We start from the raw sequence: 22,949 nt of genomic DNA, 5'->3' as shown, positions 1-22,949 counted from the left end.
GGATTTATGCCGATCGGGCATAAGTCCGAATCCTGTTCTCAATTAAAGAGTTAGAGCATGATGTCGTCCGAAAGCCGCGCACACTTTTCGACATCATGCGCTAGTGTCGGCAACAAAATCCCGAATGGAGACTCCTTGCATTGGTAGGCCGGTTCCTCGTCTTTCTGGGGGGAGTGATCGTCGTAGTGCTGTTTATGGCGCTGCTTGCGCCGCTATTCATCGACTGGACGGATTTCCGCAAGAATTTTGAGGATCAGGCGAGCCGCATCATCGGCAAGAAAGTCACCGTCTACGGCACAGTGGATGCACGCCTGCTGCCGTTTCCGTCGGTGACGCTGCATGACGTGCGCGTCGGCCAGGAAGCGGACGGCACGCCGATCGTCAAGGTCGAGCAGTTCTCCATGGATGCGGAGCTCGCGCCCTTCCTCTCGGGTGAGGCGCTGATCTTCGACATGCGCGTCGTCAATCCGAAGGTGCGCCTGAGATTGCTCAAGGACGGCACGCTCGACTGGACGCACGGCAGCCGCGCGGAAATACCGGCAAAAACCGTCGTTCTCGAAAACGTGCATGTCAATGGCGGCGAAGTCGAGTTCATCGACGATCAGTCGGGCCGCTCGCGCCGCATCACCGGCCTCAATGCGGAAATGTCGGCCAAGTCGCTGGCCGGCCCCTGGCGGATCGAGGGCGATGCGGCGCTCGACGGCGACCACGGCAAATTTTCGATTTCCAGCAGCCAGCCGGACGAGAAGGGCGTGCTGCGCATGCGCACGAAACTTTCGCCGGACAAGCACCCCGTCAGCATCGATCTCGACGGAGAACTGAAGCTCGTCGACAGCAAACCGAACTATCAGGGCCAGCTTTCGGCGGCGATCGAAAACCGCAATATGGCCAAGTCCGCCAACAAGAACGAGCAGCCGCCGCGCGTCAAGGGCCGTTTCGAGCTCACCAACGAACGCATCCGCATTCCCGAATACAGGATGGAGATCGGCCCGACGGACGATCCCTACGTCATAACCGGAGAGGCGACGCTCGATACCGGCAATGCGCCGGAATTCCTGTTGACCGCCGACGGGCAGCAGATCGACGTCAACCGCATCGGCAATCAGGGCGCGTCCGGCAAGACGACGCGCGATGCGGCAGTTTCGGCGCGCCAGCGGCTGAGCTCGCTGATCGATGTCATCGGGCAGGTGCCGATCCCGCAGGTGCCGGGCAAAGCGAGTGTCAAGCTGCCGGCGATCGTCGCCGGCGATACGACGCTGCGCGACGTGCAGCTGGAGCTGGAGCCGGCCGGCACCGGCTGGATGATCGACAGCGCTACCGGGACGCTGCCGGGGCGTACACAGGTGGAAGGCAAGGGCAAGCTGCTGCTTCAGGGCGACCCCTCGTTCAACGGCCAGATCGTGGTCGCCTCCAGCCAGCCGACGGGACTTGCCTCCTGGCTTGCCGGCTCGGTCGATCCGGCCATCCGGCAATTGCGGCAGGCGGGCTTTTCCGCCAATGTCAGCCTGACACACGAATTGCAGCGTTTCGAAAATCTCGAGATCGCCATCGGACCGGCGACGCTGAAGGGCCGGCTGGAGCGGCAGGCAATCTCCGGCCAGACGCCGACCCTGTCTGTGGCGCTGAACGGCGACACGCTCGATCTCGACGCGCTGCAGGCGCTGAGCGGGCTCATGACCGGCCAGGATGCCGGTGACAACGTGCTCGACCACAAGATCGCAGCCCAGCTCAAGGCAGACAAGTTCACGGCCTTCGGCGTCGATGCCGAGAATGTCGAGACCACCTTCACCATCGCCGACGGCGCGCTGGCCGTCGACCGGCTGTCGATCAAGAATATCGCGGGCGCCGAACTGACGGCGACGGGCAGGGCGGAAGGCTCGCTGCTCGACTATAAGGGCGCGGGCGAGATCACCTTCAAATCGGCCGATCCCGGCGGCTTTTTCACCATGCTGCGCGAGCACCTGCCGCATCATCCGGTGCTCGACCGGCTGGTGCGCAATGCCGGCTGGTACGGCAATACGGCGCTGCGCGGCGCGTTGACGCTCGGCGGCGACGAGGGCAACGCCTTGACGGTGACGCTCGCCGGTGTGTCGAACGGCAGCCGCGTCAATCTCGACTACCGCATGTCCGACCTCCTGGCGCTGACCGGCAACGGCACCACCAGCCTCGAGGCGACGCTCGAAAATGCCGTGCCCTCCATATTGTTCGGGCAGGCCGGGCTCGACCCGCTGCCGGTCGATGTCGGCGCCAACGGCCGCCTGACGCTGAAGGTAAAGGCATCGGACAACGATCCCGCCGATGCGGCGCTGACCTTTGCGACCGACCGGACCTCGTTCACCGCCAATGGCAAGGTCGATGTCCGGCCGGAGACTTTCATGAACGGCCAGATCGCGCTTTCGCTCGACAGCGCCGATATCGACCCCTATCTCATCATGAACGGGATCGCTCTGCCTCAGACGGGAACCGGGCTGCCGTTCGGTCTGCAGGTCAATGCCGGCATCGACAGCGACAAGATCGTCTTTTCCGATCTCAAGGGCCATGCGGCCGACAACGAGTTTTCAGGCGCGCTGCGCTTCGACCGGAAGGCTGCGAAGACGACCGCCAGCGGCGAGCTGACCCTTTCCAAAGCGGATGCCGGCTGGCTTGGAGAGGCGGTGTTCGGCCAGATCGTCGATCCTGCCAATGGCGCGCTGACGACGGCGCCGCTCGGGCTGCCCGTCTTCAAGGATCTCGACGTCAACGTGAAACTGACGGCCAAGCAGTTTTGGCCCGGCCTGCCGGAAACGGCGGTGTCCGACTTCACCAGCAACGTTGCCTACAAGGGCGATGAGCTTCAGCTCAACGACATGGCTGGCAATTGGGACGGCGGAAAGCTCTCCGGCAATCTGCTGTTCACCAACGCCGACGGCACCGGTTTCGTGCAGACGAAGCTTGCGCTTGCCGATTCCGATCTCTCCGGTGTCGTCTGGCTGCGCGACGGCGCGCCGATCGCCAACGGCAAGTTCGGCCTGTCGTTGTCGATGGAGGCTTCGGGCAAGACGGTCGGCGAAATCGCCAGCTCGCTCAATGGTTCGGGTGAACTGAGGCTCGGCGATACCAGCATACGCGGGCTGAACCTTGCCATCCTTCCGCCGCTGCTTGCCGCGACCGATACGATGCAGGAGCAGATCAATGCCGGCAAGGTGCATCCGATCGTCGAGACGCTGCTCAGCAACGGCGAGGCGAAGCTGCCGCCGCTCGGCATTCCCTTCAATATCACCGACGGGACATTGCGCGTGCAGAATGTCACGGTTGCCAACGATCTCGCCCGCATCACCGCCGACGCGCAGATCGCGCTGCCGGAGGAACGGATCAGCGCCACGCTGGGCGTCGGGTTCAATCCGGGCGCGGAGGTGCTTTCCGGCGCCGAACCGGCGCTCAAGCTGAATTTTTCCGGGATGCTGCCGTCACCCGGCAAGACGATGGATGTGACCGATATCACCAGCTATCTGTCGCTGCGCGCCTTCGAGCGCGAGCGTCGGCGTGTCGAGCGGCTGCAGGCGATCGTGCTCGAAAAGCAGCGGCTGCGCCGCGAGGCGGCGCTCTACCGGTTCAACGACGCCGAGCGCGTCAAGGCGGCCGAAATCGAAAAGCAGCGGCAGGCGGAGGAAGAGCGGCTGCGTGCATTGGCGCAGGCAGCGGCCGAACAAAAGGCCGCGGCCGAGGCAGAAGCCAAGGTGAAGGCGGAAGCGCAAGCCAGAGCGGCCGCGGAGGCAGAGGCGGCACGGCGCGGCGAGCAGGGACAGCCTGGCCAACTCAACTTCGACCAATTGCCGGGCGTTCAGGCGCAATAAATCGCGGCCGTCATGACTGGCCGCCGGCCTTTATCCAGGCGAGAACATGGAGGCGTAGCGCCGAGGACAGGTTGCTGCCGGCAGGACGGTGATCGTCGATTTCGGAAATCAGGGCGGCAAGCGGTATCGAACGGCTTGCGGCGATCGTCCTCAACTCGTCCCAGAACTCATCTTCCAGTGAGAAACTGGTGCGATGACCGTGCAGTGTCGCCGAATGCTTGCGGATCATGAAGCGGCTTCACATCCCGTGTATGGGCCGGGTATGGGTTGGCAGATCGATTCAAGAAATCCGCGCAAGCGACTGATCGCAGAATCATTCCGGCTTTGAATTATGCAGTCGAGGAAGCCGTCACGCGCCGTCGTCATCCGTCTCGATCCGGCCGTCGCGATGAGCCCTGTCGGCCTTTTCGTTCAGGCTGCGGGTCAGTTGCTTTTCGGCCTTGGTGCGGCCGAAGGAAATACGGTTCTGCTCGGCCTGCTTCTCCTTTTCGGAGCGGGCCTGCTTCTTGCGGAACTGGCGCAGATTGACGATTTCGGCGCTCATGCGGTTGCCTGAATTCCCGATGAAAAAGGGAGGCATGGCCTCCCTCAGATCACTGCTTTTTGCGGAAAGAGTCGAGCGAGACGACGGAGCCTGGTTTCTTTTCATCACCTTCGGAGGGTTTTGCGGCGGCGGCCTCATCGGGCTTTCCTGCCGCGTCGACAGGATAGGCGGTGATCTCGCCTGACGGCAGCTCCTCGCCATCGGCAAGCGGCACGTCGAATTCGAGTTCGAAATTGACGGAGGGATCGTAGAAACCGCGGATCGCATTGAACGGGATGACCAGCTTTTCCGGAACGTCGGAGAAGGAAAGGCCGATCTCGAAATGCGTCTCGGTGATCTTCAGATCCCAGAACTGGTGCTGGATGACGATGGTCATCTGCTCGGGATATTTCGACTTCAGGTGCTGGGAGATGCGTACGCCGGCAGCACCGGTGAGGAAGGTAATGAAGAAGTGATGGTCGCCGGGCAGACGGCCCGTCGCTCCGACTTCCGCCAAAACCTTGCGGATGACGCCGCGAAGTGCATCCTGTGCCAGAATGTCGTAGCGGATATGATCCTGCCCCATGCTTTTCCTGTCTTTCGTCGGTTCGGAAGTCTTTTCACACGGTTATATGCCACGTCCGGGCGCCTTGGGAAAGACCGGAGCCGAGTCACGTTTTTCAGCAGCATACATGATTTCGGCGGCAGGGAGAAGGTGAAGGCTTCTGTTGCCAGGTGCCTTCGGACCCCGCCTAGAGGTGCGAACCACTAGGACTTGATTTGAAGTGTCACACTGCGATTAAGCAGCGAGACGAGCTTCCGCATAGTTGTCGTTTGCAACTATAATTTTAGCCCGATAACGGCGGTACAATGCCGAGCAAAAAGACGATCTTTACACCCTTGTCGATCCTGTTTCGCCCCCATCAAAAGCCGGCCTTCAAGGCCGCCGGTTTTTGGTGGAGGCGCCGGGTACCGCCCCCGGGTCCAATAGGCTTATTACACCGCTCGTTTATCGCCATAGCCGGCCCGAAAGCCGGCAAGGCTGATATAGTGGTTTCCTCAGCCCAAGGAAAGGGCCAACGTCATAAAAGCGTTATGGACCGCATCAGAAACATTGGGAAAATACTCGCCGGTGATTGGTTTCCTGCTGCTGGGAGCATAAATTAGGCCAAACGGAATCAGCGCGCCATGAAGCAATATCTCGATCTCCTCGCCCATGTGATGGAAAAGGGCTCCGACCGGGGCGACCGCACCGGCACCGGCACGCGCTCGGTCTTCGGCTACCAGATGCGCTTCGACCTCCAGGAAGGCTTCCCCGTGCTGACCACGAAGAAGCTGCATCTGCGGTCGATCATTCACGAGCTTTTATGGTTCCTCAAGGGCGACACGAATATCCGTTATCTCAAGGAAAACGGCGTTTCGATCTGGGATGAATGGGCCGATGAAAACGGCGATCTCGGGCCGGTCTACGGCGCCCAATGGCGCTCCTGGCCGGCGCCGGACGGCGGCCATGTCGACCAGATCGCCAATCTCGTCAAAGGTATCGTCAACAACCCGAATTCGCGCCGCCACATCGTCTCGGCATGGAACCCGGCCGAGGTGGACGAGATGGCGCTGCCGCCCTGCCATTGCCTGTTCCAGTTCTATGTTGCCGACGGCAAGCTCTCCTGCCAGCTCTATCAGCGCTCGGCCGATATCTTCCTCGGCGTGCCGTTCAACATCGCCTCCTATGCGCTTTTGACGATGATGGTGGCTGAAGTAACCGGGCTGAAGCCCGGCGATTTCGTCCACACGCTGGGCGACGCCCACCTCTACCACAACCATTTCGACCAGGCGAAGCTGCAACTGGAGCGCCGGCCGAAGCCGCTGCCCTTTATGCGCATCAACCCCGATGTGAAGGACATTTTCGGCTTCACCTTCGACGATTTCGAGCTGATCGGCTACGAGGCCGATGCCAGCATCAAGGCGCCGATCGCCGTCTGACCGGGATATTTCATGGCCGACATCCGCAGGACCATCATCGCCGCCGTTGCCCGCAACGGCATCATCGGCCGCGACGGCGACATGCCCTGGCGGCTTTCGAGCGACCTCAAGCGCTTCAAGGCGCTGACATTGGGCAAGCCCATCGTGATGGGCCGCAAAACCTACGATTCGATCGGCAAGCCGCTGCCGGGGCGGCCGAATGTGGTGATATCAAGGCAGGCGACGATAGGCCACCCGGACGTGCAGATGGCCCATTCGCTGCCGGAGGCGATGACCGCGGCTGAAAGGCTGGCGCGAGAGACCGGCGTCGACGAGATCTGCATTATCGGCGGCGGGCAGGTCTATACACAGGCGATCGACCTTGCCGACCGGATGTGCATCACGCATGTCGAGGCTGCCCTCGATGGGGACGCTTCGTTCCCGGCGATCGATCCCGATATCTGGCGGGCAGGGGAGACCATCGCGGTCCCGGCCGGCGAGAAGGATACCTATCCCACGCGCTTCGTCGTCTATGAACGCCGACACGCCTGAAAATGAACTATTTTCCAATTAAATTGACCAAGTTTCTCACGTTGCGTTGAAAGCCGATGCGGCGATACCTATAACGGTCACCAACGCATCCACCGCTCAGCCCCCACGGTTCCGGATGCGTGGAAGACTTAACGAACAACGAGGTTTTGATGCCCTGGAGCAATCAGAATGGCGGCGGCGGCCCTTGGGGCGGCGGCGGCGGTAATAACAATCAGGGACCATGGGGCCAGGGGCCGAACCGCCCGCGCGGCGGCGGCAAGGGCGGACCGCCCGACCTGGAAGACATCATCCGGCGTGGACAGGACCAACTGCGCAACATCGTGCCCGGCGGTTTCAACGGCGGCGTGGCGGTGATTGTCGTGGCGATCGTCGCCATCTTCTGGCTGATCCAGTGCGTCTACGTGGTGCAGCCGGACGAGCGCGGCGTCGAACTGCGGTTCGGCAAGCCGAAGGAAGAGATCTCGATGCCCGGTCTGCATTTCCATTTCTGGCCGATGGAAAGCGTCGAGACGGTCAAGGTGACCGTGCAACAGCTGAATATCGGGGCGACCTCGGCGTCGTCTTCGAACGGCTTGATGCTGTCCAGCGACAAGAGCGTCATCAACGTGCAGTTCGCCGTGTTCTATACGGTCAGTGATCCGAAGGCCTATCTCTTCAACGTCGAAAATCCGGCCGAGACCCTGCAGCAGGTTTCCGACAGCGCCATGCGCGAAATCGTCGGCCGCCGTCCGGCGCAGGATGCCTTCCGCAGCAATCGCCAGCCGATCGAAGTGGATGTGCTCAATATCGTGCAGGATACGATGAACCGCTATGGCGCGGGCGTGACCGTGACCGGCGTGACGATCCAGAACGTGGCGCCGCCGCGCGAAGTCGCCGATGCCTTCGAAGAAGTGCAGCGTGCCGGCCGGGACCGCGACAGCACGATCGAAGACGCCAACCGCTACACGAACCAGAAGCTCGGTCAGGCGCGTGGCGATGCGGCGCGAATCCGTGAAGATGCTGCCGCCTACAAGGACCGCGTCGTCAAGGAGGCGGAAGGTGAAGCGCAACGCTTCACTGCGATCAACGACGAATATTCGAAGGCTCCCGAAGTGACCCGCAAGCGGCTGTTCATCGAAACGATGGAACAGGTGCTGAAGAACTCGAAGAAGGTGATCATCGACGAGAAGCAGGGTGTGTTGCCCTATCTGCCGCTCAACGAGATCGGCAAGCCGGCGCAGCAGGGAGGTTGAACCATGACATCGAACAGACTTCCCATCATTCTCCTCATCCTCGCCATCGTGCTGGTCGGGCTTTATTCGTCGATCTTCGTGGTGAATGCACGCGAACAGGCGATTGTCGTCCGCTTCGGCCAGATCCAGTCGGTCAAGACCGAACCCGGCATCTATTTCAAGCTGCCCTTCGGCTTCATGGATGCCGATCGCGTCCAACTGGTCGAAAAGCAGGCGCTAAGGCTCGATCTCGACAATATCCGCGTTCAAGTTCAGGACGGCCAGACCTTCGACGTCGACGCCTTCGTGATCTACAATATTTCGGATGTTCGCCGCTTCCGCGAAACGGTCTCGGGTGATCGCGAGGCCGCCGAAGCGCGGCTGAGGGCGCAGCTCGATTCATCGCTTCGCCGTGTCTACGGCCTGCGTGACTACAATGCCGCGCTTTCGGAAGAGCGTGTCGCGATGATGCTGGAGATCCGCGACGACCTGCGCACGGATGCCGAAAATCTCGGCCTGCATATCGATGACGTTCGTATCCGCCGCACCGATCTTTCGCCGGAGGTTGCGCCCAACACCTACAATGCCATGCGCTCCGAACGTCTGGCCGAAGCCGAGCGTATCCGCGCGGAGGGCAATGAAGAAGGTCAGCGGCGCCGGGCCGTCGCCGACCGCCAGGTCGTCGAGCTGACCGCGGGCGCGCAGCGCGACGCGGAAATCCTGCGCGGTCAAGGCGATGCGGAACGCAACCGCGTCTTCGCCGACGCCTTCAGCAAGGATCCGGCCTTCTTCGAGTTCTATCGCTCGATGGCTGCCTACTCCTCTGCGCTTTCGTCGCAGGATACGACGCTGGTGTTGTCGCCGAATACGGAATTCTTCCGCTATTTCGACAATGCCGCCGGTGCCCTGCGCTCGCCGGCAAATCCGGCGCCGGCAGTTCCTGGCGCAGTGGCTCCGGCAGCGCCTGCTCAGCCGGCGAACTGACGCCGAGGATGCCATGCGCATCCTGAAAATCCTGAAAGGGCCGGCCGCGTGCTGGCCCTTTTTTCGTGGGATGATTGAGATGATCCGGCATTTGCGAGGCGACGTCACATTGCACGGGGATTTCGCGAAAAGGTGATTTCACCCTCCATCATTCCGCCTTATGCTGGTGCTCAATGTGCGCATTTACCCCCTATGAGGAAGCTTGATGGCCCCCACGAATCGCTCGCCCTTCAGACGAACGCTCGCGCTTATGGCCAGCGCTGCAATTCTTGCGCATGCCGGCATGAACGGGGTCGCCTATGCGCAAGCCGCGCCTGAGACGACGGTGCCCGGGGTTGCTGCACCGGCTCCGGCTGCTCCTGTGCTTACACCGCCTGCACCTGCCGCACCGCAGCAGACCGCGCCGATGCAAGCCGGAGTTCCCGGCAATGGTCCGGCTTCGGTTGCCGATCTTGCCGAGGGGCTGCTCGATGCCGTGGTCAACATCTCGACCTCGCAGAATGTGAAGGACGACGAGGGCGCCGGCCCGGCGCCGCGCGCGCCCGACGGCTCGCCGTTCCAGGAATTCTTCAACGATTTCTTCAACAAACAGCAGGGCAACAAGGGCGGCAACCATAATGTCAGCTCGCTCGGCTCCGGTTTCGTCATTGATCCGACAGGCTATATCGTCACCAACAACCATGTGATCGAAGGCGCCGACGACATCGAGATCAATTTCGCCAATGGTTCGAAGCTCAAGGCGAAGCTGATCGGCACGGATACGAAAACCGATCTTTCGGTGCTCAAGGTCGAGCCGAAGACGCCGCTGAAATTCGTGAAATTCGGCGATTCCAGCACGATGCGCATCGGCGACTGGGTGATGGCGATCGGCAACCCGTTCGGCTTCGGCGGTTCGGTGACGGTGGGTATCATTTCCGGGCGCGGCCGCAACATCAATGCCGGGCCCTACGACAATTTCATCCAGACGGATGCGGCGATCAACAAGGGCAATTCCGGTGGGCCGCTCTTCAACATGAAGGGTGAGGTGATCGGCATCAACACGGCGATCATTTCGCCGAGCGGCGGCTCGATCGGCATCGGCTTCTCGGTGCCTTCGGAGCTTGCCTCCGGCGTCGTCGAGCAATTGCGCGAATATGGCGAGACGCGGCGCGGCTGGCTCGGTGTGCGCATCCAGCCGGTGACCGACGATATCGCCGACAGCCTCGGGCTCGACAGCGCCAAGGGCGCGCTGGTCGCCGGCGTCATCAAGGGCGGACCGGTCGACGACGGCTCGATCAAGGCGGGCGACGTCATCCTCAAATTCGACGGCAAGACCGTTAGCGAAATGCGCGATCTGCCGCGCGTCGTGGCGGAAAGCACGGTCGGCAAGGAAGTCGACGTGGTCGTGCTGCGCGACGGCAAGGAGCAGACCGTCAAAGTGAAGCTTGGCCGGCTGGAAGACAGCGATCAGGCGGCAGCACCCGGCGATGGTGACGGTTCGCAGGACGATGGTGTGATTACGCCGGATCCCGACGAGAACAATGATATGGACCAGCCCGACGGCGGCGATCAGGCGCAGCCGGCGCCGGGCGCGCCCGACCAGCATAAGGGCCAGGCGGCGCCGGATGCGGCCACGCCGAGGAACGTGCTCGGGCTGTCGCTCTCGCTTCTGAGCGCTGAGACGCGCAAGGCTTTCGGCATTGCCGAAAGCGTCGACGGTGTCGTCGTCACCGAAGTGACGCCCGGCTCCGCCTCGGCCGAAAAAGGGCTCAAGCCCGGCGACGTGATCGTCGAGGTGGCTCAGGAGTTCATGAAGTCGCCGGATGCGGTCGCCGCCAAGGTGCAGGCGCTGAAGCAGGAAGGGCGCCGCAACGCCCAGTTGATGATCGCATCGGCAAATGGCGATCTGCGGTTCGTGGCGGTGCCGATGGAGTAAGGGGACGGCGGCGACTAGCCGCTGCATTCCTGTTCTCGCCCAACCTCTCGTCCGTCATTCCTGTGCTTGTCACAGGAATCCAGCCACCGCGCGTCTGCGCGGTGAATGAGTCTCATGAAGGTAAGGGGGTCTCCCGCGCCCAAGGACTTGGGCGCGCTGGATCCCTGTGACGAGCACAGGGATGAGGAGATTGGGGTAAGCGTTCGCGCCAAATTTTATGCCGACGCGTCGGATAGCGACTGGGATTGGTTTAGTCACTGTCCAGAGACGGCGAGCTGAAACATTCAACCCGTGACGAAATCCGTCTTCCGGTATCCCTGGATATAGAGCAGCGCGGTCAGGTCACCGTGGTTGATGCGCATCTGCGCTTCGGCAGCGACTGCCGGCTTGGCGTGGAGAGCGACGCCTGAGCCGGCGAGGTGCAGCATGCCGAGATCGTTGGCGCCGTCGCCGACAGCGATCGCGTCGTTCGGCGAAATGCCGAGGCGCGCCGAAATTTCGTTCAGCGCATCGACCTTCGCCTGCTTGCCGAGGATCGGCTCGGCGACGAAGCCGGAGAGGATGCCGCCGTCTTCGAGCAGCGTGTTGGCGCGGTTCTCGTCAAAGCCGAGAGTAGCGGCAATGCGGCTGGTGAAGACGGTGAAGCCGCCGGAGACCAGCGCGGTGTAGTGACCTTTCGACTTCATCGTGGCGATCAGTTCCGGGCCGCCTGATGTCAGCGTGATGCGCTTGGCGATCACTTCATCGACGACGGATATCGGCAGACCCTTCAGCAGGGCGACGCGCTCCCGCAGGGCAGGTTCGAAGGCGATCTCGCCGTTCATGGCGCGGGCCGTAATGGTCGCAACCTTCTCCTTCAGGCCGACTTCGGCGGCCAATTCGTCGATGCATTCCTGGCCGATCATGGTCGAATCCATGTCGGCGATCAGCAGCTTCTTGCGGCGGGTCTCCTGCTCCTGGATGACGAGGTCGATCGGCGCGCTTGCTATGACGGCAAGAATATTGGCCTCGGCTGCTTGCACATCGGTGCCGTCACGCAGGGCGATATCGCAGGCGATGCCGTCGGCCAGCCAGTAGAGGCCGGAAGCATTGACCGCCTCGGCAGCCTGTTCGGCGATCTTGGCTGTCAGCATGGGATTTGACGGATTGGCAACAAGCGTGGCAACGAGGGCCATGATGGAAAACCTTCTGAGCACAGTGAACGCGATCCTGATAACCGGGCCGACCGCCAGCGGCAAGTCCGCGCTCGCCGTCGAATTGGCCAGGCGTCACGGAGGCGCGGTCGTCAATGCCGACAGCATGCAGGTTTACGACACGCTGCGGGTGCTGACCGCGCGCCCGTCGGAGGAGGAGATGCAGGGCGTGCCGCATCATCTCTACGGACATGTGCCGGCGGATGCCGCCTATTCGACCGGTGCCTGGCTACGCGATGTCTCGGCGCTCTTGCCGGTGCTCAGGGCTGCCAGACAGCTGCCGGTCTTCGTTGGCGGCACCGGGCTTTATTTCAAGGCGTTGACCGGCGGTCTCTCCGACATGCCCGAGATTCCCGAGGCGCTGCGGGAGGAGCTGCGAAGGCGGCTCGTGGAGGAGGGGCCGGACGGGCTTCACGCGGAACTCGCCGAGGCCGATCCCGCCATGGCGGCAAGCCTCAACCGCCAGGACGGGCAGCGCATCGTCCGGGCGCTGGAGGTGATGAAAGCGACCGGGCGGTCGATCGCCGCTTTCCAGGGCCGGTCGGGACCTGTCGTGATCGATGTCGCCGAGGCCCGCAAGATCGTCGTGCTGCCGGAGCGGGCCGTGCTGCATGTCCGCATCAACGGCCGTTTCGAAAAGATGCTGCGTGAGGGGGCGGAAGCCGAGGTGAGGGCGTTGCAGGCGCTTAACCTGCCCACTGAGGCGCCTGTCATGAAGGCGATCGGCGTTTGGCAGATCGCGGCGATGCTGAAGGGCGAGATGACCCGCGACGAGGTGATCGAAAAGGGAGCTGCGGCGACGCGGCAATATGCCAAGCGGCAAATGACCTGGTTCCGCAATCAGATGGACGAGAGCTGGGAGCGGCTGGCCGTTTAGCCGGCCGTAATTCGTCAGCCGCCGCACTTGTGCTGTGCGTCGGGCAGGATCCAGCTTTCGCGCGTGCGATCGTTGGTGACGAGGAACAGTCGCCCGCTCTCATCGGGGCTGCAATCCCGATCGATCTCGACCAGGCACATGGTGACGGGATCGCCGGGCTTTGAGCTGATCAGCGCTTCTTCTCTGTTATAAGAGACCTGGTAGCCATCATTGGCATAGTCGATACCCGTGCCGCTATCGAAGTCCGCGTTCGTAGCCGGCGCACCGCCATTGTCGACACGGGGATGAACCTCGAGGACCGTCGTGGCCGCGCATTGCCCGACTCTTTCAGGAATCGTAGAGGTCTCGGGCAATCGGCTGCCTGTCAGGGATCGGGCCGAAATCCCTCCCATGAAATCGCTTTTATCGGGCGAGATTTCCCAGAGGACGGCGAGATAGGCGCTCAGAATGCAGGATTTATTGTCGCCGCAATCGCTCCGATCAGCCAGGAAATTGCGGGCCGTATGGACGATGTCCTCATCGGGCGATGCCTTTTTCGTTGCGGCATAACGTTCGTTGAAAAGCTCATCGAAGCGAGAAAGCCTGTTATCGCCGCAGACGATCTTTTCGTCGGCGCTGCTTGCCCTGGAGCAGTCGAAGCCGGCAGCCTCTGCCGCTGTCGCAACAAGGACGCCGGCACCGAAGCCGACGATGAAGTTCAAGATGGGTCTCATGGCCGCTTTCCCTGGAGAAATGCAGTCTCCGACATTGTCATTGCCGATCGGTTACGATTTTCAACATTTCGATGCGGCAGGCTTCCGCTCAGCAGTTTGACGAGTTCGCCGACTGCCGCCTGCAACTGCTCCGGCGGAAATCCGCCGAACCCGAGCATCAGGCCGGCGCGCGCCGGCTGGGCGGCATACATCGGAGAGATCGCGCGCACCGCGAGGCCGGCCGACAGGGCGCCGCCTGCGATTTTGACATCGTCGGCCCCGTCCGGCAGCCATAGGAGAATGTGCATGCCCTGGTCGCTCGGCTGAACGCGGCATCCCTCGGGCAAGGCCTGCTCGAGCGTTGCCAGCAGGACGGCACGCCGTTCGGCATAGAGCCCGCGGATGCGCCGGATATGCGCTTCGAAGTAACCCTCCCTCATGTAGGCCGCCAGAACATGCTGTTCCGATGTCGGTGAATGCCGGTCGAGAATGGCGCGGGCGCCGGCGAAGGCTTCTGTGAGCGGGGAAGGGGCGATGACATAGCCGAGGCGCAGCGCGGGAAAAAGCACCTTGCTGAACGTGCCGAGATAGATGACACGTGACGGACACAACCCCTGCATCGAAGGAAACGGGTGCCCGGCATAACGCAGTTCGCTGTCGTAATCGTCCTCGACGATCCAGGCGCGGTTTTGACCGGCCCAGGCGATCAGGGCATTGCGCCGGGCCATGCTGAGCGGCATGCCGATCGGATATTGATGCGAAGGGGTGACGAATGCCGCGCGCGCCTGCGGGTAGAGCTCGAGGCCGTGTTCCACGTTCATTCCCTGCGCATCGACCGGCAGACGGTGCGTCTCTACGCCGAGATCGTCGAGCACCGCCGTGAGACCGGGATAGGCCGGGTCTTCGGCCCATACCTGATCGTCACGGGACAGAAGGACCCGGCCCGCCATATAGAGGCCTTGCTGCGTGCCTGACGTGACAATGACCTGTTCCGGCTCGCAGTGAACGGCCCGCGCGCGGCGGACGTGGTCGGCAATGGCAAGCCTGAGTTCGAGCACACCCATAGGGTCGTGGTAACCGGAGGGTGCGGCCTGTCTCGACGCGCGCACACGATTGCCGAGGCGGCGCCAGTTGTCGTCGGGTGCAATACCGGAAGCCGGGACGGCGATAGCGAAGGGGACGGGTGGGTGCGGCGTGAGCGCACGGGCGATTGCGATCAACCGGGCTGCCGGGGAAGGCAGGTCGACGGCATCCGCGACCGGCGGCACCGCCGGGGCGGGGGGGACGGCCGGTATTGCATCCAAGAGGTGAGCGGCAACACGGGTTCCAGCTCCGACCCGCGCTTCGAGATAACCTTCGGCAGTCAACTGATCGAAGACCTCGACGACAGTCCCGCGGGCGACTTTCAACGAAGCCGCAAGGGTGCGTGTCGAAGGAAGGCGTTCGCCTGGCCTCAGTTCCCCGCAGGCGATGGCGTTGCGCAGGGACTGGGCAAGCTGGCGGCCGACGTTGGCCGTTCGATCGATCGCATTGAGCGAGGGGATTTCGATGGTGCTGCGCCGCTTGGACAAGGCAAATGGTCCACAATAATTCTTCAAAATGGAGCTGCACGATGGACCAATTTTCGAAGAGAAGGAAGCGAATTGATTGTTCCCGGAAACCGCAAATGCAGGATCTTCTCGTCGTCTACATCGCCTATGCAATCGCGGCAGGCAGTCCCGGGCCAAGCAACATGGCCATCATGAATGTCGCAATGAGCCAAGGGCGCCGACCGGCGCTTATGCTTGCTGCCGGAGTGATCACCATGTCCTCATGCTGGGGGCTGATTGCGGTCACCGGCATCTCGACACTGCTTGTGCGTTATGCCCATGCTCTGGTGATCCTCAAGATCGCAGGTGGGGTCTACCTCCTCTGGCTCGCCTGGAGGGCGGCCCGCTCGGCGGCGGCCCCTGATCGGCCTGCAGGCGAGTTCGCCAGGCCGGCAGCGCAATTCGGCACGCTCTATCGCCGCGGCGTTCTGATGCATCTCGGCAATCCGAAAGCGGTTCTGGCCTGGGTCGCGATCATGTCGCTTGGCCTTAAGCCCGGCGCTTCCCCCGAGATGGCGCTCACGGCGTTCGGCGGCTGCGTGTTGCTGGGGATTTCGATCTTCGCCGGTTATGCCGTGCTGTTCTCGACGTCGCCGATGGTGCGCGGCTATGCGCATGCGCGGCGATGGATCGAGGGAGGTCTCGCCGTCTTCTTCGCCGGCGCCGGATCGCGCCTGCTGTTTTCACATTGACCGCTTTTCAGGATCGCGTCATGTCTTCAGTTTCTCCCTTTCATGGTCTTTCGGCCTTTCCGCCAACGCCGGCCGATGTGAATGGCCGGGTGGACACCGAATCTCTCTGCCGTCTGCTGGAACCGCTGTGCGATGCCGGCGTCGCTTCCATCGGCCTTCTCGGCAGCACCGGGATCTACGCCTTTCTGACACGCGCGGAGCGACGGCGCGCCGTTCAAGCTGCGGTCGAATGCGTTGAAGGCCGTGTTCGCATTGTCGTCGGCGTCGGGGCTCTCAGGACGGATCATGCCGTCGATCTGGCCAGGGATGCCGAGGCCGCTGGTGCGGACGCGCTTCTGCTTGCGCCGGTGTCCTATACGCCGTTGACCCAGGAAGAAGCCTACCAGCATTTCCTTGCGGTCACGAAAGCGGCGGCGCTGCCGCTTTGCATCTACAATAATCCCGGCACGACGCATTTCACTTTCAGCCGGGAGCTTCTGCACCGCCTCTCCGATATCGAGACGATCAGGGCGGTGAAGATGCCGCTGCCTGTCGATGGCGATTTGCGCGGGGAACTGGTGGCGTTGCGTGAGAAGGCCAACCTCGCGATCGGCTATAGCGGCGACTGGGGCGCGGCCGAAGCGCTGCTTTCCGGCGCCGACGCGTGGTACAGCGTCGTCGGCGGCTTGCTGCCGCACATTGCCCTTGCCCTGACGAAGGCGGCGATTGCTGGTGACGGCGGCGAGACGCGGCGTCTCGATGGTGCTCTCCAGCCGCTCTGGAAATCGTTCAAGGAGTTCGGAAGTCTTCGCGTGGTCTATGCGGTGGTCAATCGTCTTCTGCCGATCGAGGCAGAACTCCCACGACCGCTGTTGCCGCCAGGGCCGACGGACCGGAGGCGCGTGCTCGACGCCGTCGAGCCTCTGATCGCGCTGGAAAACGAACTGAAGGCTCAATCCTTGTTGTAGAGGCTGCTCAGCGGCTTTCTCAATATACTTTCGCGCAGCGACGTGCCGGGCTCCCGGCGGGAGATTGCGGGCTGGTCCGTCGGCGGGGCCGGCCGTGGAAAGACCGGCTCCTCGCGGCGCATCTCACGGCGCAGCGCATCCAGCCGGGGATCGACGGCGGGCGGCGCGGCCGGGTCGAGGCGCGGCGCCTGCGGCAGCAGTTCGCGCCGGTAGGATTCGAGCGGCGCAGCAGATGGCGCAGGCGGGGCATAGGGTTTGTCGCCGAGATCTTCTTCGGCATCATCAGCCCCGTCGAAGCCTGCCACGGATGCGGCCAGGCTCTGCTGGAAATTCGAAATGTCGGGTCCGACGGTTACCGCCCGCATGCGGGTGACGATCTTGCGCAGATCGACGCTATCCGGATCTTCCTCGCTGTGCTTGTTGTTGGCGTTGCTCGCCTTCGGCAGGAGGGTCTCGTCGACGCGGGAAAAGCGCATGCGCATCGGCACGCTGATCGCCTCGCCGAAGGCGATCGCCTCGCCGTTGCCGATCGAGGAGATGAAACTCGTCGTCGAGATCGACGAGTTCGGGATGGCCGAGCGGATGATTTCCTGGTCGCGGTCGTTGGCAAGGCGCATGGCAAAGAGCGTCGAGCACTGCGAGAGGATCGTCTGGTCGAGTTCGCCCGGCCGCTGGGTGATGATGCCGAGCGAAACGCCATATTTGCGGCCCTCCTTGGCGATGCGGGCGATCGCCTGGCGCGTCGGCACGAAGCCGAGGCTGGGGTCGGAGGGGATGTAGCGGTGGGCCTCTTCGCAAACGACCAGCATGTGGATGGCGCCCTCGCTCCAGAGCGCCACTTCGAAGGCCATGCGGCAGAGCACCGAGGCGACCGAATTGACGACCTCGGAGGGAATGCCGGCCAGCTGGAAGGTGCAGATCGGCCGGTTCTCGCCGGGGACCCGGAAGATCTGCGCGATGGTTTCGGTGATCGTGTCGCTGATCGTGTTGTTGGAGAACATGAAGTGATAGCGCGGATCGTTGATCGCGGCGATGAGGCGCATCTTCAGCGAGCGCAGGAAAGGCTTTTCCGCGCGGCCTTCCAGGCGGCCGATGCGTTCGTCGATCAGCGCCAGCAGATCGGCCATGCGGTAGGGAACCGGCGTATCGGCGGTGATCGAGCTCTTTTCCGTCGTGCGGCGCACCAGCGAATTGTCGCTGCCGCGGAAGGCGCGTTTGGCCTCCGGCATGATGTCGCGCAGCATGTCGAGTTCGTCCGGCACCGGCGGGCGGCCGCGAAAGACGACCTCGGCAAATTCTTCCAGCCGCATCAGCCAGAAGGGCAGGTCGAGCGTATCGGTGTCGATGGTGACGGCGTGGTTGGGAAAGGCGGCGGCGAATTCGTTGTGCGGATCGAGGATCAGCACCCGCAGTTTCGGATCTGCCGTGATCGCCTTGTGCAGGAGCAGCGACACGGCCGTCGACTTGCCGACGCCGGTGGAGCCGACGACGGCGAAGTGCTTGGAGAGCATCGAGGGGATGTGGATCGCCGCGTCGATGCTTTCGTCCTGCGTCAGCTTGCCGATGACGGCGGTGGTGCCCTCTCCGGCATCGTAGATGCGCATCAGGTCGGCGGAGCGGATGCGGTGGGCGATGGCGCCGAGATAGGGATAACGCGAGATGCCGGTCGAGAATTCCTCGCGCCCGTCCTCGTCGACGCGGACTTCGCCGAGAAGCTCGGTCTCGATCTTGAAATAATTGTCCTCGCCTTCGCCCCAGGCATGGCTGCCGGTATTCATCGAGTAGACGAGGGCGACGACGCGGTTGCGGCCGACGCTGATCGAAATCAGTCGGCCGACGGACCAAAGTTCGGTGAGATCGGTGCCGCCCTGTTCGGCGACGGCAGCGATCGTCGCCCGCGATCCGCTGCATGCGACCACGCGGCCGAGAAAGCGATTTCCTGGCGCATGGCCATCGCGTCTATCGTGCTCGCCTGCCTTGCCAGACACGCGCAAGTCGTTGTTGAGCAACGGGCTACTCCCTGCAATAGGGAACAAGGATAAAGTCCATCCTTTAACAAATCCTTCAGCCTATGGATTTTCGGGGCTTGGGAGATTTCGGGAGGCTCGGGCGCGCAGGCAGTTTTTTATTGCGGCATGCGTTGACGCTGCGAAATTTTCTGTCTATCACTTCCGACCATGAAAATCGCAACGGCTCTTATCGTGGTGGGAAAGCGCATGGGCAGGATGGTGTAACCATCCGGCGGTAGCCACCCATGCGCTAGATGACAGGCTCCTCCGGGGCCTTTTTTTATGCCCGAAATTCGGGCTTCCGGCCACAAACGCAATCCCAGCATCAAACGGAACAGACAGATGACCACGGACAATCAGGCGGCAGGCAATCGGATGACGGGAGCGGAGATCGTTCTCAAGGCGCTGAAGGACAATGGCGTCGAACATATCTTCGGCTATCCCGGCGGCGCGGTCCTGCCGATCTATGACGAGATCTTCCAGCAAGACGAGATCAAGCACATCCTCGTCCGCCATGAGCAGGGGGCAGGCCATGCGGCCGAAGGTTATGCCCGCTCCACCGGCAAGGTCGGCGTCATGCTGGTCACCTCGGGTCCGGGCGCCACCAATGCGGTCACGCCGCTGCAGGATGCGCTGATGGATTCGATCCCGCTCGTCTGCCTGACCGGTCAGGTTCCGACCCCGCTGATCGGCTCCGACGCCTTCCAGGAATGCGATACGGTCGGCATCACCCGGCCCTGCACCAAGCACAACTGGCTGGTCAAGGATGTCAACCAACTCGCCGCCATCATTCACGAGGCCTTCCGCATCGCCCAGTCCGGCCGTCCGGGCCCTGTCGTCGTCGATATTCCGAAAGACGTGCAGTTTGCGACCGGCACCTACACGCCGCCCGCCGATTACGCGATCCAGAAGAGCTACCAGCCGAAGATCCAGGGCGACCTCAACCAGATCCACGCGGCAATCGAGATGATGGCGAATGCGCGCCGTCCGATCATCTATTCCGGCGGCGGCGTCGTCAATTCCGGTCCTGAAGCCTCCAAGCTGCTGCGCGAGCTGGTCGATCTCACCGATTTCCCGATCACCTCGACGCTGATGGGCCTCGGAGCCTATCCGGCTTCAGGCAAGAACTGGCTGAAGATGCTCGGCATGCACGGCTCCTACGAGGCCAACATGGCGATGCACGACTGCGACGTCATGGTCTGCATCGGCGCCCGCTTCGACGACCGCATCACCGGCCGCCTCAACGCCTTTTCGCCGAACTCGAAGAAGATCCATATCGATATCGACCCCTCGTCGATCAACAAGAACGTCCGCGTCGATATCGGCATCCGCGGCGATGTCGGCCATGTCCTCGAAGACATGGTCCGCCTTTGGCGGGCGCTGCCGAAGAAGCCGGAGAAAAACCGCCTCGAGGGCTGGTGGAGCGATATTGCCCGCTGGCGGGCGCGCAATTCCTTCGCCTATACGAAAAACAACGACGTCATCATGCCGCAATATGCGCTGGAGCGGCTGTTTGCGCATAGCAAGGACCGCGACACCTACATCACGACCGAAGTCGGCCAGCATCAGATGTGGGCAGCACAGTTCTTCGGCTTCGAACAGCCGAACCGCTGGATGACCTCGGGCGGCCTCGGCACGATGGGCTACGGCCTGCCGGCGGCGCTTGGCGTGCAGATCGCCCATCCCGAAAGCCTGGTCATCGACATTGCCGGCGACGCCTCGATCCAGATGTGCATCCAGGAAATGTCGACGGCGATCCAGTACGATGCGCCGATCAAGATCTTCATCATGAACAACCAGTACATGGGCATGGTGCGCCAGTGGCAGCAGCTCCTGCACGGCAACCGCCTGTCGCACTCCTATACGGAGGCGATGCCCGATTTCGTCAAGCTGGCGGAAGCCTATGGCGCGGTTGGCCTGCGCTGCGACAAGCCGGACGAACTCGACGATGCCATTGTCGAGATGATCGAGGTCAAGAAGCCGGTCATTTTCGATTGCCGCGTTGCCAATCTCGCCAACTGCTTCCCGATGATTCCCTCGGGCAAGGCGCATAACGAAATGCTGCTGCCCGACGAAGCCACCGACGAAGCGGTCGCCAACGCGATCGACGCCAAGGGCCGTCAGCTCGTCTAAGAAAAAGTCAGAGGAAACCCAGGAATATGAACGCACACCTTCAGCCCACGGGCTCTGCCTATTTCATCTCTCCGGAAACGACGGCGGTCGAGAACCATACGCTCTCGGTTCTCGTCGACAACGAGCCCGGCGTGCTTGCCCGTGTCATCGGGCTGTTCTCCGGCCGCGGCTATAATATCGAGAGCCTCACCGTCTCCGAGACCGAGCACCAGGCGCATCTGTCGCGCATCACCGTCGTCACGCGCGGCACGCCACAGGTGCTGGAGCAGATCAAGGCGCAGCTCGAACGCATCGTGCCGGTGCATCGCGTCGTCGACCTGACGGTGCGCGCCCGCGAACTCGGCCAGGACCGGCCGATCGAGCGCGAGGTGGCGCTGGTGAAGGTGGTCGGGGAGGGCGAGATGCGTGCCGAGACGCTGCGCCTTGCCGACGCCTTCCATGCCAAGGTGGTGGATGCGACGGTCGGTCATTTCATTCTTGAAATCACCGGAAAGTCGTCGAAGATCGATCAGTTCGTGGCGATCATGAAACCGCTCGGCCTGATCGAGGTCTGCCGCACCGGTATTGCCGCGATGAACCGCGGCGCGCAGGGGATGTAAGAATTGGATTCCGTTATGCCGGATGCGGCATAACGGAATCCGCCAAGCGGAAACGGTGCCGGGCCACTTTCCCAGATCGCGGAATTTCCGACAGATGCGGATCGTTGGCTCGGCATAATTTACCGGCCATCCTTCGATAGTACCACGGCCGCCATGTAAGGTTCATGGGGTCTGGGGTCTTCCGAGAGGCGACGCTCGAAACGGCTGAACAGTTCATTGACAAACGCGGTCTGTTCGCATGAACGTGGAGCCACGCCGGCGAGCAGCGGGCCGCTCCATGCGCGCGTTACGTTCGCATGCTGCCTGGCGAATGCCAGCTTGTCGCCGTTGCCCTCGAATTCTGGCCAGAACGCATCGCTCACTTTCACCAGATCGAGATGTTCCAGCCTCAGTTCGGCGAAAAAACCGGATTGCCTGAAAGGAGCTTTGATATCCTCCAGGGACCGAAGGCCGATCGGTATGGTCATCTGCTCCTGTTCCTGTTCTGCGAGCAGGCCATCTCTTCTCATGTCTGCAAGCGCCGACCATAGCTCGCCAAGCAGCCACTCCCAGCCGGTCTCAGCGTCTGCGCGGGCCGTGAAGCCGGCCACGAATTTCGCGCCCGGCCGCATCTCCCGGGACCGTTGCGTCAGAAAACATTCCCAATCGCTGGCTTGCTGCGCCGCGACCGCAGCGGCAACGACCGGTGACCTGCTCATGCCTGCGAGAATATGATCTGGCGCATCGATGGCGTTGGTGCTCATCCATTGCAGCGCCCAGGTCGACCAACCAAGGTGCACGCGTCCAGGCGGGAGTAACGGCGCGAAATATGATTTGCCGATAGCCAGAGGAAAAACATCGGAGGTTTCTGTCATGTAGCTGTTCGGATCTGAAATCAGCGCTTCGAACAGGGACGAGAAGTCGTTGGATGGAAGGTCGGTATGAACGACCTCGATGGGCACGGTTGCGCCCGCTCTGGAACGTACGACGTCGATGGCCTTCCGCATCGGGATCATCGAATTTCGGCCTTGTGAGCAGCCGTAGTCGACGATGGTCACTGGGCTGTCGCTGATGTCCACCGTCCGGCACGCCGCTTCCCATTGGGAAAGCAGAGCGGCAATACCGGTGGCCTGCATGGCGGAATGCCTGTTGTAGAAGCCGCCCCCTTGCATAGCCGCTAGATCATTGCGCGTCGGACCGCCTGGCATGGAATTGCCTCGCTCGCTATCTGCAAAATATCAGGCTTTCCCCGGCGTGGC

The 22,949-nt window shown here is 62.4% G+C and carries 19 protein-coding genes and 1 other RNA gene; 11 read left to right on the top strand and 9 right to left on the bottom strand.

Annotated features, from left to right (window positions below):
- The first annotated feature begins 140 nt into the window (after window positions 1-140).
- Complete coding sequence (locus RHEC894_RS14315) at window positions 141-3,833, top strand: AsmA family protein (RefSeq protein ID WP_085737755.1); 3,693 nt, start codon at window positions 141-143, stop codon at window positions 3,831-3,833.
- 10 nt (window positions 3,834-3,843) lie between these two features.
- Here RHEC894_RS14315 and RHEC894_RS14310 read toward each other — a convergent pair whose 3' ends face one another.
- The 4 genes from RHEC894_RS14310 to ssrA form a co-directional block, all read right to left on the bottom strand.
- Complete coding sequence (locus RHEC894_RS14310) at window positions 3,844-4,062, bottom strand: ribbon-helix-helix domain-containing protein (RefSeq protein ID WP_085737754.1); 219 nt, start codon at window positions 4,060-4,062, stop codon at window positions 3,844-3,846.
- A gap of 120 nt (window positions 4,063-4,182) precedes the next feature.
- The gene (locus RHEC894_RS14305) at window positions 4,183-4,377 is read right to left on the bottom strand and encodes a DUF4169 family protein (RefSeq protein WP_085738989.1); all 195 of its coding nucleotides are present in this window, start codon (window positions 4,375-4,377) and stop codon (window positions 4,183-4,185) included.
- Window positions 4,378-4,426: 49 nt separating this feature from the next.
- Window positions 4,427-4,942, bottom strand: coding sequence for an SspB family protein (locus tag RHEC894_RS14300; protein WP_085737753.1), 516 nt, complete (start codon window positions 4,940-4,942; stop codon window positions 4,427-4,429).
- 128 nt (window positions 4,943-5,070) lie between these two features.
- Window positions 5,071-5,433: a transfer-messenger RNA gene (ssrA, locus tag RHEC894_RS14295) on the bottom strand.
- 111 nt (window positions 5,434-5,544) lie between these two features.
- Here ssrA and RHEC894_RS14290 point away from each other — a divergent pair.
- The 5 genes from RHEC894_RS14290 (at window position 5,545) to RHEC894_RS14270 (ending at window position 10,980) form a co-directional block, all read left to right on the top strand.
- Complete coding sequence (locus RHEC894_RS14290) at window positions 5,545-6,339, top strand: thymidylate synthase (protein WP_085737752.1); 795 nt, start codon at window positions 5,545-5,547, stop codon at window positions 6,337-6,339.
- A 12-nt stretch (window positions 6,340-6,351) separates the two neighbouring features.
- Complete coding sequence (locus RHEC894_RS14285; protein WP_085737751.1) at window positions 6,352-6,870, top strand: dihydrofolate reductase; 519 nt, start codon at window positions 6,352-6,354, stop codon at window positions 6,868-6,870.
- Between the two features lie 149 nt (window positions 6,871-7,019).
- Complete coding sequence (gene hflK / locus RHEC894_RS14280) at window positions 7,020-8,102, top strand: FtsH protease activity modulator HflK (protein ID WP_085737750.1); 1,083 nt, start codon at window positions 7,020-7,022, stop codon at window positions 8,100-8,102.
- A 3-nt stretch (window positions 8,103-8,105) separates the two neighbouring features.
- Window positions 8,106-9,065: a protease modulator HflC gene (locus RHEC894_RS14275; RefSeq protein ID WP_085737749.1), complete on the top strand. Its 960-nt coding sequence runs from the start codon at window positions 8,106-8,108 to the stop codon at window positions 9,063-9,065.
- A gap of 205 nt (window positions 9,066-9,270) precedes the next feature.
- Window positions 9,271-10,980, top strand: coding sequence for a DegQ family serine endoprotease (locus RHEC894_RS14270; protein WP_085737748.1), 1,710 nt, complete (start codon window positions 9,271-9,273; stop codon window positions 10,978-10,980).
- Window positions 10,981-11,264: 284 nt separating this feature from the next.
- Here the strand turns inward: RHEC894_RS14270 and serB are convergent, their stop codons facing one another.
- The gene (gene serB / locus RHEC894_RS14260) at window positions 11,265-12,155 is read right to left on the bottom strand and encodes a phosphoserine phosphatase SerB (protein WP_085737747.1); all 891 of its coding nucleotides are present in this window, start codon (window positions 12,153-12,155) and stop codon (window positions 11,265-11,267) included.
- Here serB and miaA point away from each other — a divergent pair.
- Complete coding sequence (gene miaA, locus RHEC894_RS14255) at window positions 12,154-13,050, top strand: tRNA (adenosine(37)-N6)-dimethylallyltransferase MiaA (protein WP_164517691.1); 897 nt, start codon at window positions 12,154-12,156, stop codon at window positions 13,048-13,050. The genes serB and miaA overlap by 2 nt on opposite strands.
- A gap of 14 nt (window positions 13,051-13,064) precedes the next feature.
- Here the strand turns inward: miaA and RHEC894_RS14250 are convergent, their stop codons facing one another.
- Both RHEC894_RS14250 and RHEC894_RS14245 read right to left on the bottom strand, forming a co-directional pair.
- Window positions 13,065-13,763, bottom strand: coding sequence for a hypothetical protein (locus RHEC894_RS14250; protein ID WP_085737746.1), 699 nt, complete (start codon window positions 13,761-13,763; stop codon window positions 13,065-13,067).
- Window positions 13,760-15,313 (bottom strand): PLP-dependent aminotransferase family protein, encoded by a 1,554-nt coding sequence (locus RHEC894_RS14245; protein WP_085737745.1) that lies wholly within the window; start codon window positions 15,311-15,313, stop codon window positions 13,760-13,762. Before RHEC894_RS14245 ends, RHEC894_RS14250 begins: the two co-directional genes overlap by 4 nt.
- A gap of 95 nt (window positions 15,314-15,408) precedes the next feature.
- On the opposite strand from RHEC894_RS14245, the gene RHEC894_RS14240 reads away from it, so the two are divergent.
- Together RHEC894_RS14240 and RHEC894_RS14235 are read left to right on the top strand one after the other, a co-directional pair.
- Window positions 15,409-16,023 carry a LysE family translocator gene (locus tag RHEC894_RS14240; RefSeq protein ID WP_010068023.1) on the top strand — a complete coding sequence of 205 codons (615 nt, stop codon included), beginning with the start codon at window positions 15,409-15,411 and terminating at the stop codon, window positions 16,021-16,023.
- 20 nt (window positions 16,024-16,043) lie between these two features.
- Window positions 16,044-16,970, top strand: coding sequence for a dihydrodipicolinate synthase family protein (locus tag RHEC894_RS14235; protein WP_085737744.1), 927 nt, complete (start codon window positions 16,044-16,046; stop codon window positions 16,968-16,970).
- Here RHEC894_RS14235 and RHEC894_RS14230 read toward each other — a convergent pair.
- Window positions 16,955-18,979, bottom strand: coding sequence for an ATP-binding protein (locus RHEC894_RS14230; RefSeq protein WP_085737743.1), 2,025 nt, complete (start codon window positions 18,977-18,979; stop codon window positions 16,955-16,957). The two genes, RHEC894_RS14235 and RHEC894_RS14230, sit on opposite strands and share 16 nt — an antisense overlap.
- A 342-nt stretch (window positions 18,980-19,321) precedes the next feature.
- Between RHEC894_RS14230 and RHEC894_RS14225 the strand changes: the two genes are divergently transcribed.
- Window positions 19,322-21,112 (top strand): acetolactate synthase 3 large subunit, encoded by a 1,791-nt coding sequence (locus RHEC894_RS14225; protein ID WP_085737742.1) that lies wholly within the window; start codon window positions 19,322-19,324, stop codon window positions 21,110-21,112.
- Between the two features lie 26 nt (window positions 21,113-21,138).
- Window positions 21,139-21,711, top strand: coding sequence for an acetolactate synthase small subunit (ilvN, locus tag RHEC894_RS14220; protein WP_085737741.1), 573 nt, complete (start codon window positions 21,139-21,141; stop codon window positions 21,709-21,711).
- 119 nt (window positions 21,712-21,830) lie between these two features.
- On the opposite strand, the gene RHEC894_RS14215 is transcribed toward ilvN, so the two are convergent.
- Window positions 21,831-22,826: an SAM-dependent methyltransferase gene (locus RHEC894_RS14215; protein WP_085738987.1), complete on the bottom strand. Its 996-nt coding sequence runs from the start codon at window positions 22,824-22,826 to the stop codon at window positions 21,831-21,833.
- Window positions 22,827-22,949 lie beyond the last annotated feature (123 nt).

Source organism: Rhizobium sp. CIAT894 (assembly GCF_000172795.2).
GTDB lineage: Bacteria > Pseudomonadota > Alphaproteobacteria > Rhizobiales > Rhizobiaceae > Rhizobium.
This window is presented reverse-complemented; position numbering and strand designations above follow the sequence as displayed.

Excerpts from the sequence above, each read along its gene's own strand:
- RHEC894_RS14310 (WP_085737754.1), bottom strand. The coding sequence starts at position 4,062 with ATGATCCGCAAGCATTCGGCGACACTGCACGGTCATCGCACCAGTTTC.
- RHEC894_RS14305 (WP_085738989.1), bottom strand. The coding sequence starts at position 4,377 with ATGAGCGCCGAAATCGTCAATCTGCGCCAGTTCCGCAAGAAGCAGGCC.
- RHEC894_RS14300 (WP_085737753.1), bottom strand. The coding sequence starts at position 4,942 with ATGGGGCAGGATCATATCCGCTACGACATTCTGGCACAGGATGCACTT.
- RHEC894_RS14290 (WP_085737752.1), top strand. The coding sequence starts at position 5,545 with ATGAAGCAATATCTCGATCTCCTCGCCCATGTGATGGAAAAGGGCTCC.
- RHEC894_RS14285 (WP_085737751.1), top strand. The coding sequence starts at position 6,352 with ATGGCCGACATCCGCAGGACCATCATCGCCGCCGTTGCCCGCAACGGC.
- hflK (WP_085737750.1), top strand. The coding sequence starts at position 7,020 with ATGCCCTGGAGCAATCAGAATGGCGGCGGCGGCCCTTGGGGCGGCGGC.
- RHEC894_RS14275 (WP_085737749.1), top strand. The coding sequence starts at position 8,106 with ATGACATCGAACAGACTTCCCATCATTCTCCTCATCCTCGCCATCGTG.
- RHEC894_RS14270 (WP_085737748.1), top strand. The coding sequence starts at position 9,271 with ATGGCCCCCACGAATCGCTCGCCCTTCAGACGAACGCTCGCGCTTATG.
- miaA (WP_164517691.1), top strand. The coding sequence starts at position 12,154 with ATGATGGAAAACCTTCTGAGCACAGTGAACGCGATCCTGATAACCGGG.
- serB (WP_085737747.1), bottom strand. The coding sequence starts at position 12,155 with ATGGCCCTCGTTGCCACGCTTGTTGCCAATCCGTCAAATCCCATGCTG.
- RHEC894_RS14250 (WP_085737746.1), bottom strand. The coding sequence starts at position 13,763 with ATGAGACCCATCTTGAACTTCATCGTCGGCTTCGGTGCCGGCGTCCTT.
- RHEC894_RS14240 (WP_010068023.1), top strand. The coding sequence starts at position 15,409 with ATGCAGGATCTTCTCGTCGTCTACATCGCCTATGCAATCGCGGCAGGC.
- RHEC894_RS14235 (WP_085737744.1), top strand. The coding sequence starts at position 16,044 with ATGTCTTCAGTTTCTCCCTTTCATGGTCTTTCGGCCTTTCCGCCAACG.
- RHEC894_RS14225 (WP_085737742.1), top strand. The coding sequence starts at position 19,322 with ATGACCACGGACAATCAGGCGGCAGGCAATCGGATGACGGGAGCGGAG.
- ilvN (WP_085737741.1), top strand. The coding sequence starts at position 21,139 with ATGAACGCACACCTTCAGCCCACGGGCTCTGCCTATTTCATCTCTCCG.
- RHEC894_RS14215 (WP_085738987.1), bottom strand. The coding sequence starts at position 22,826 with ATGCAGGCCACCGGTATTGCCGCTCTGCTTTCCCAATGGGAAGCGGCG.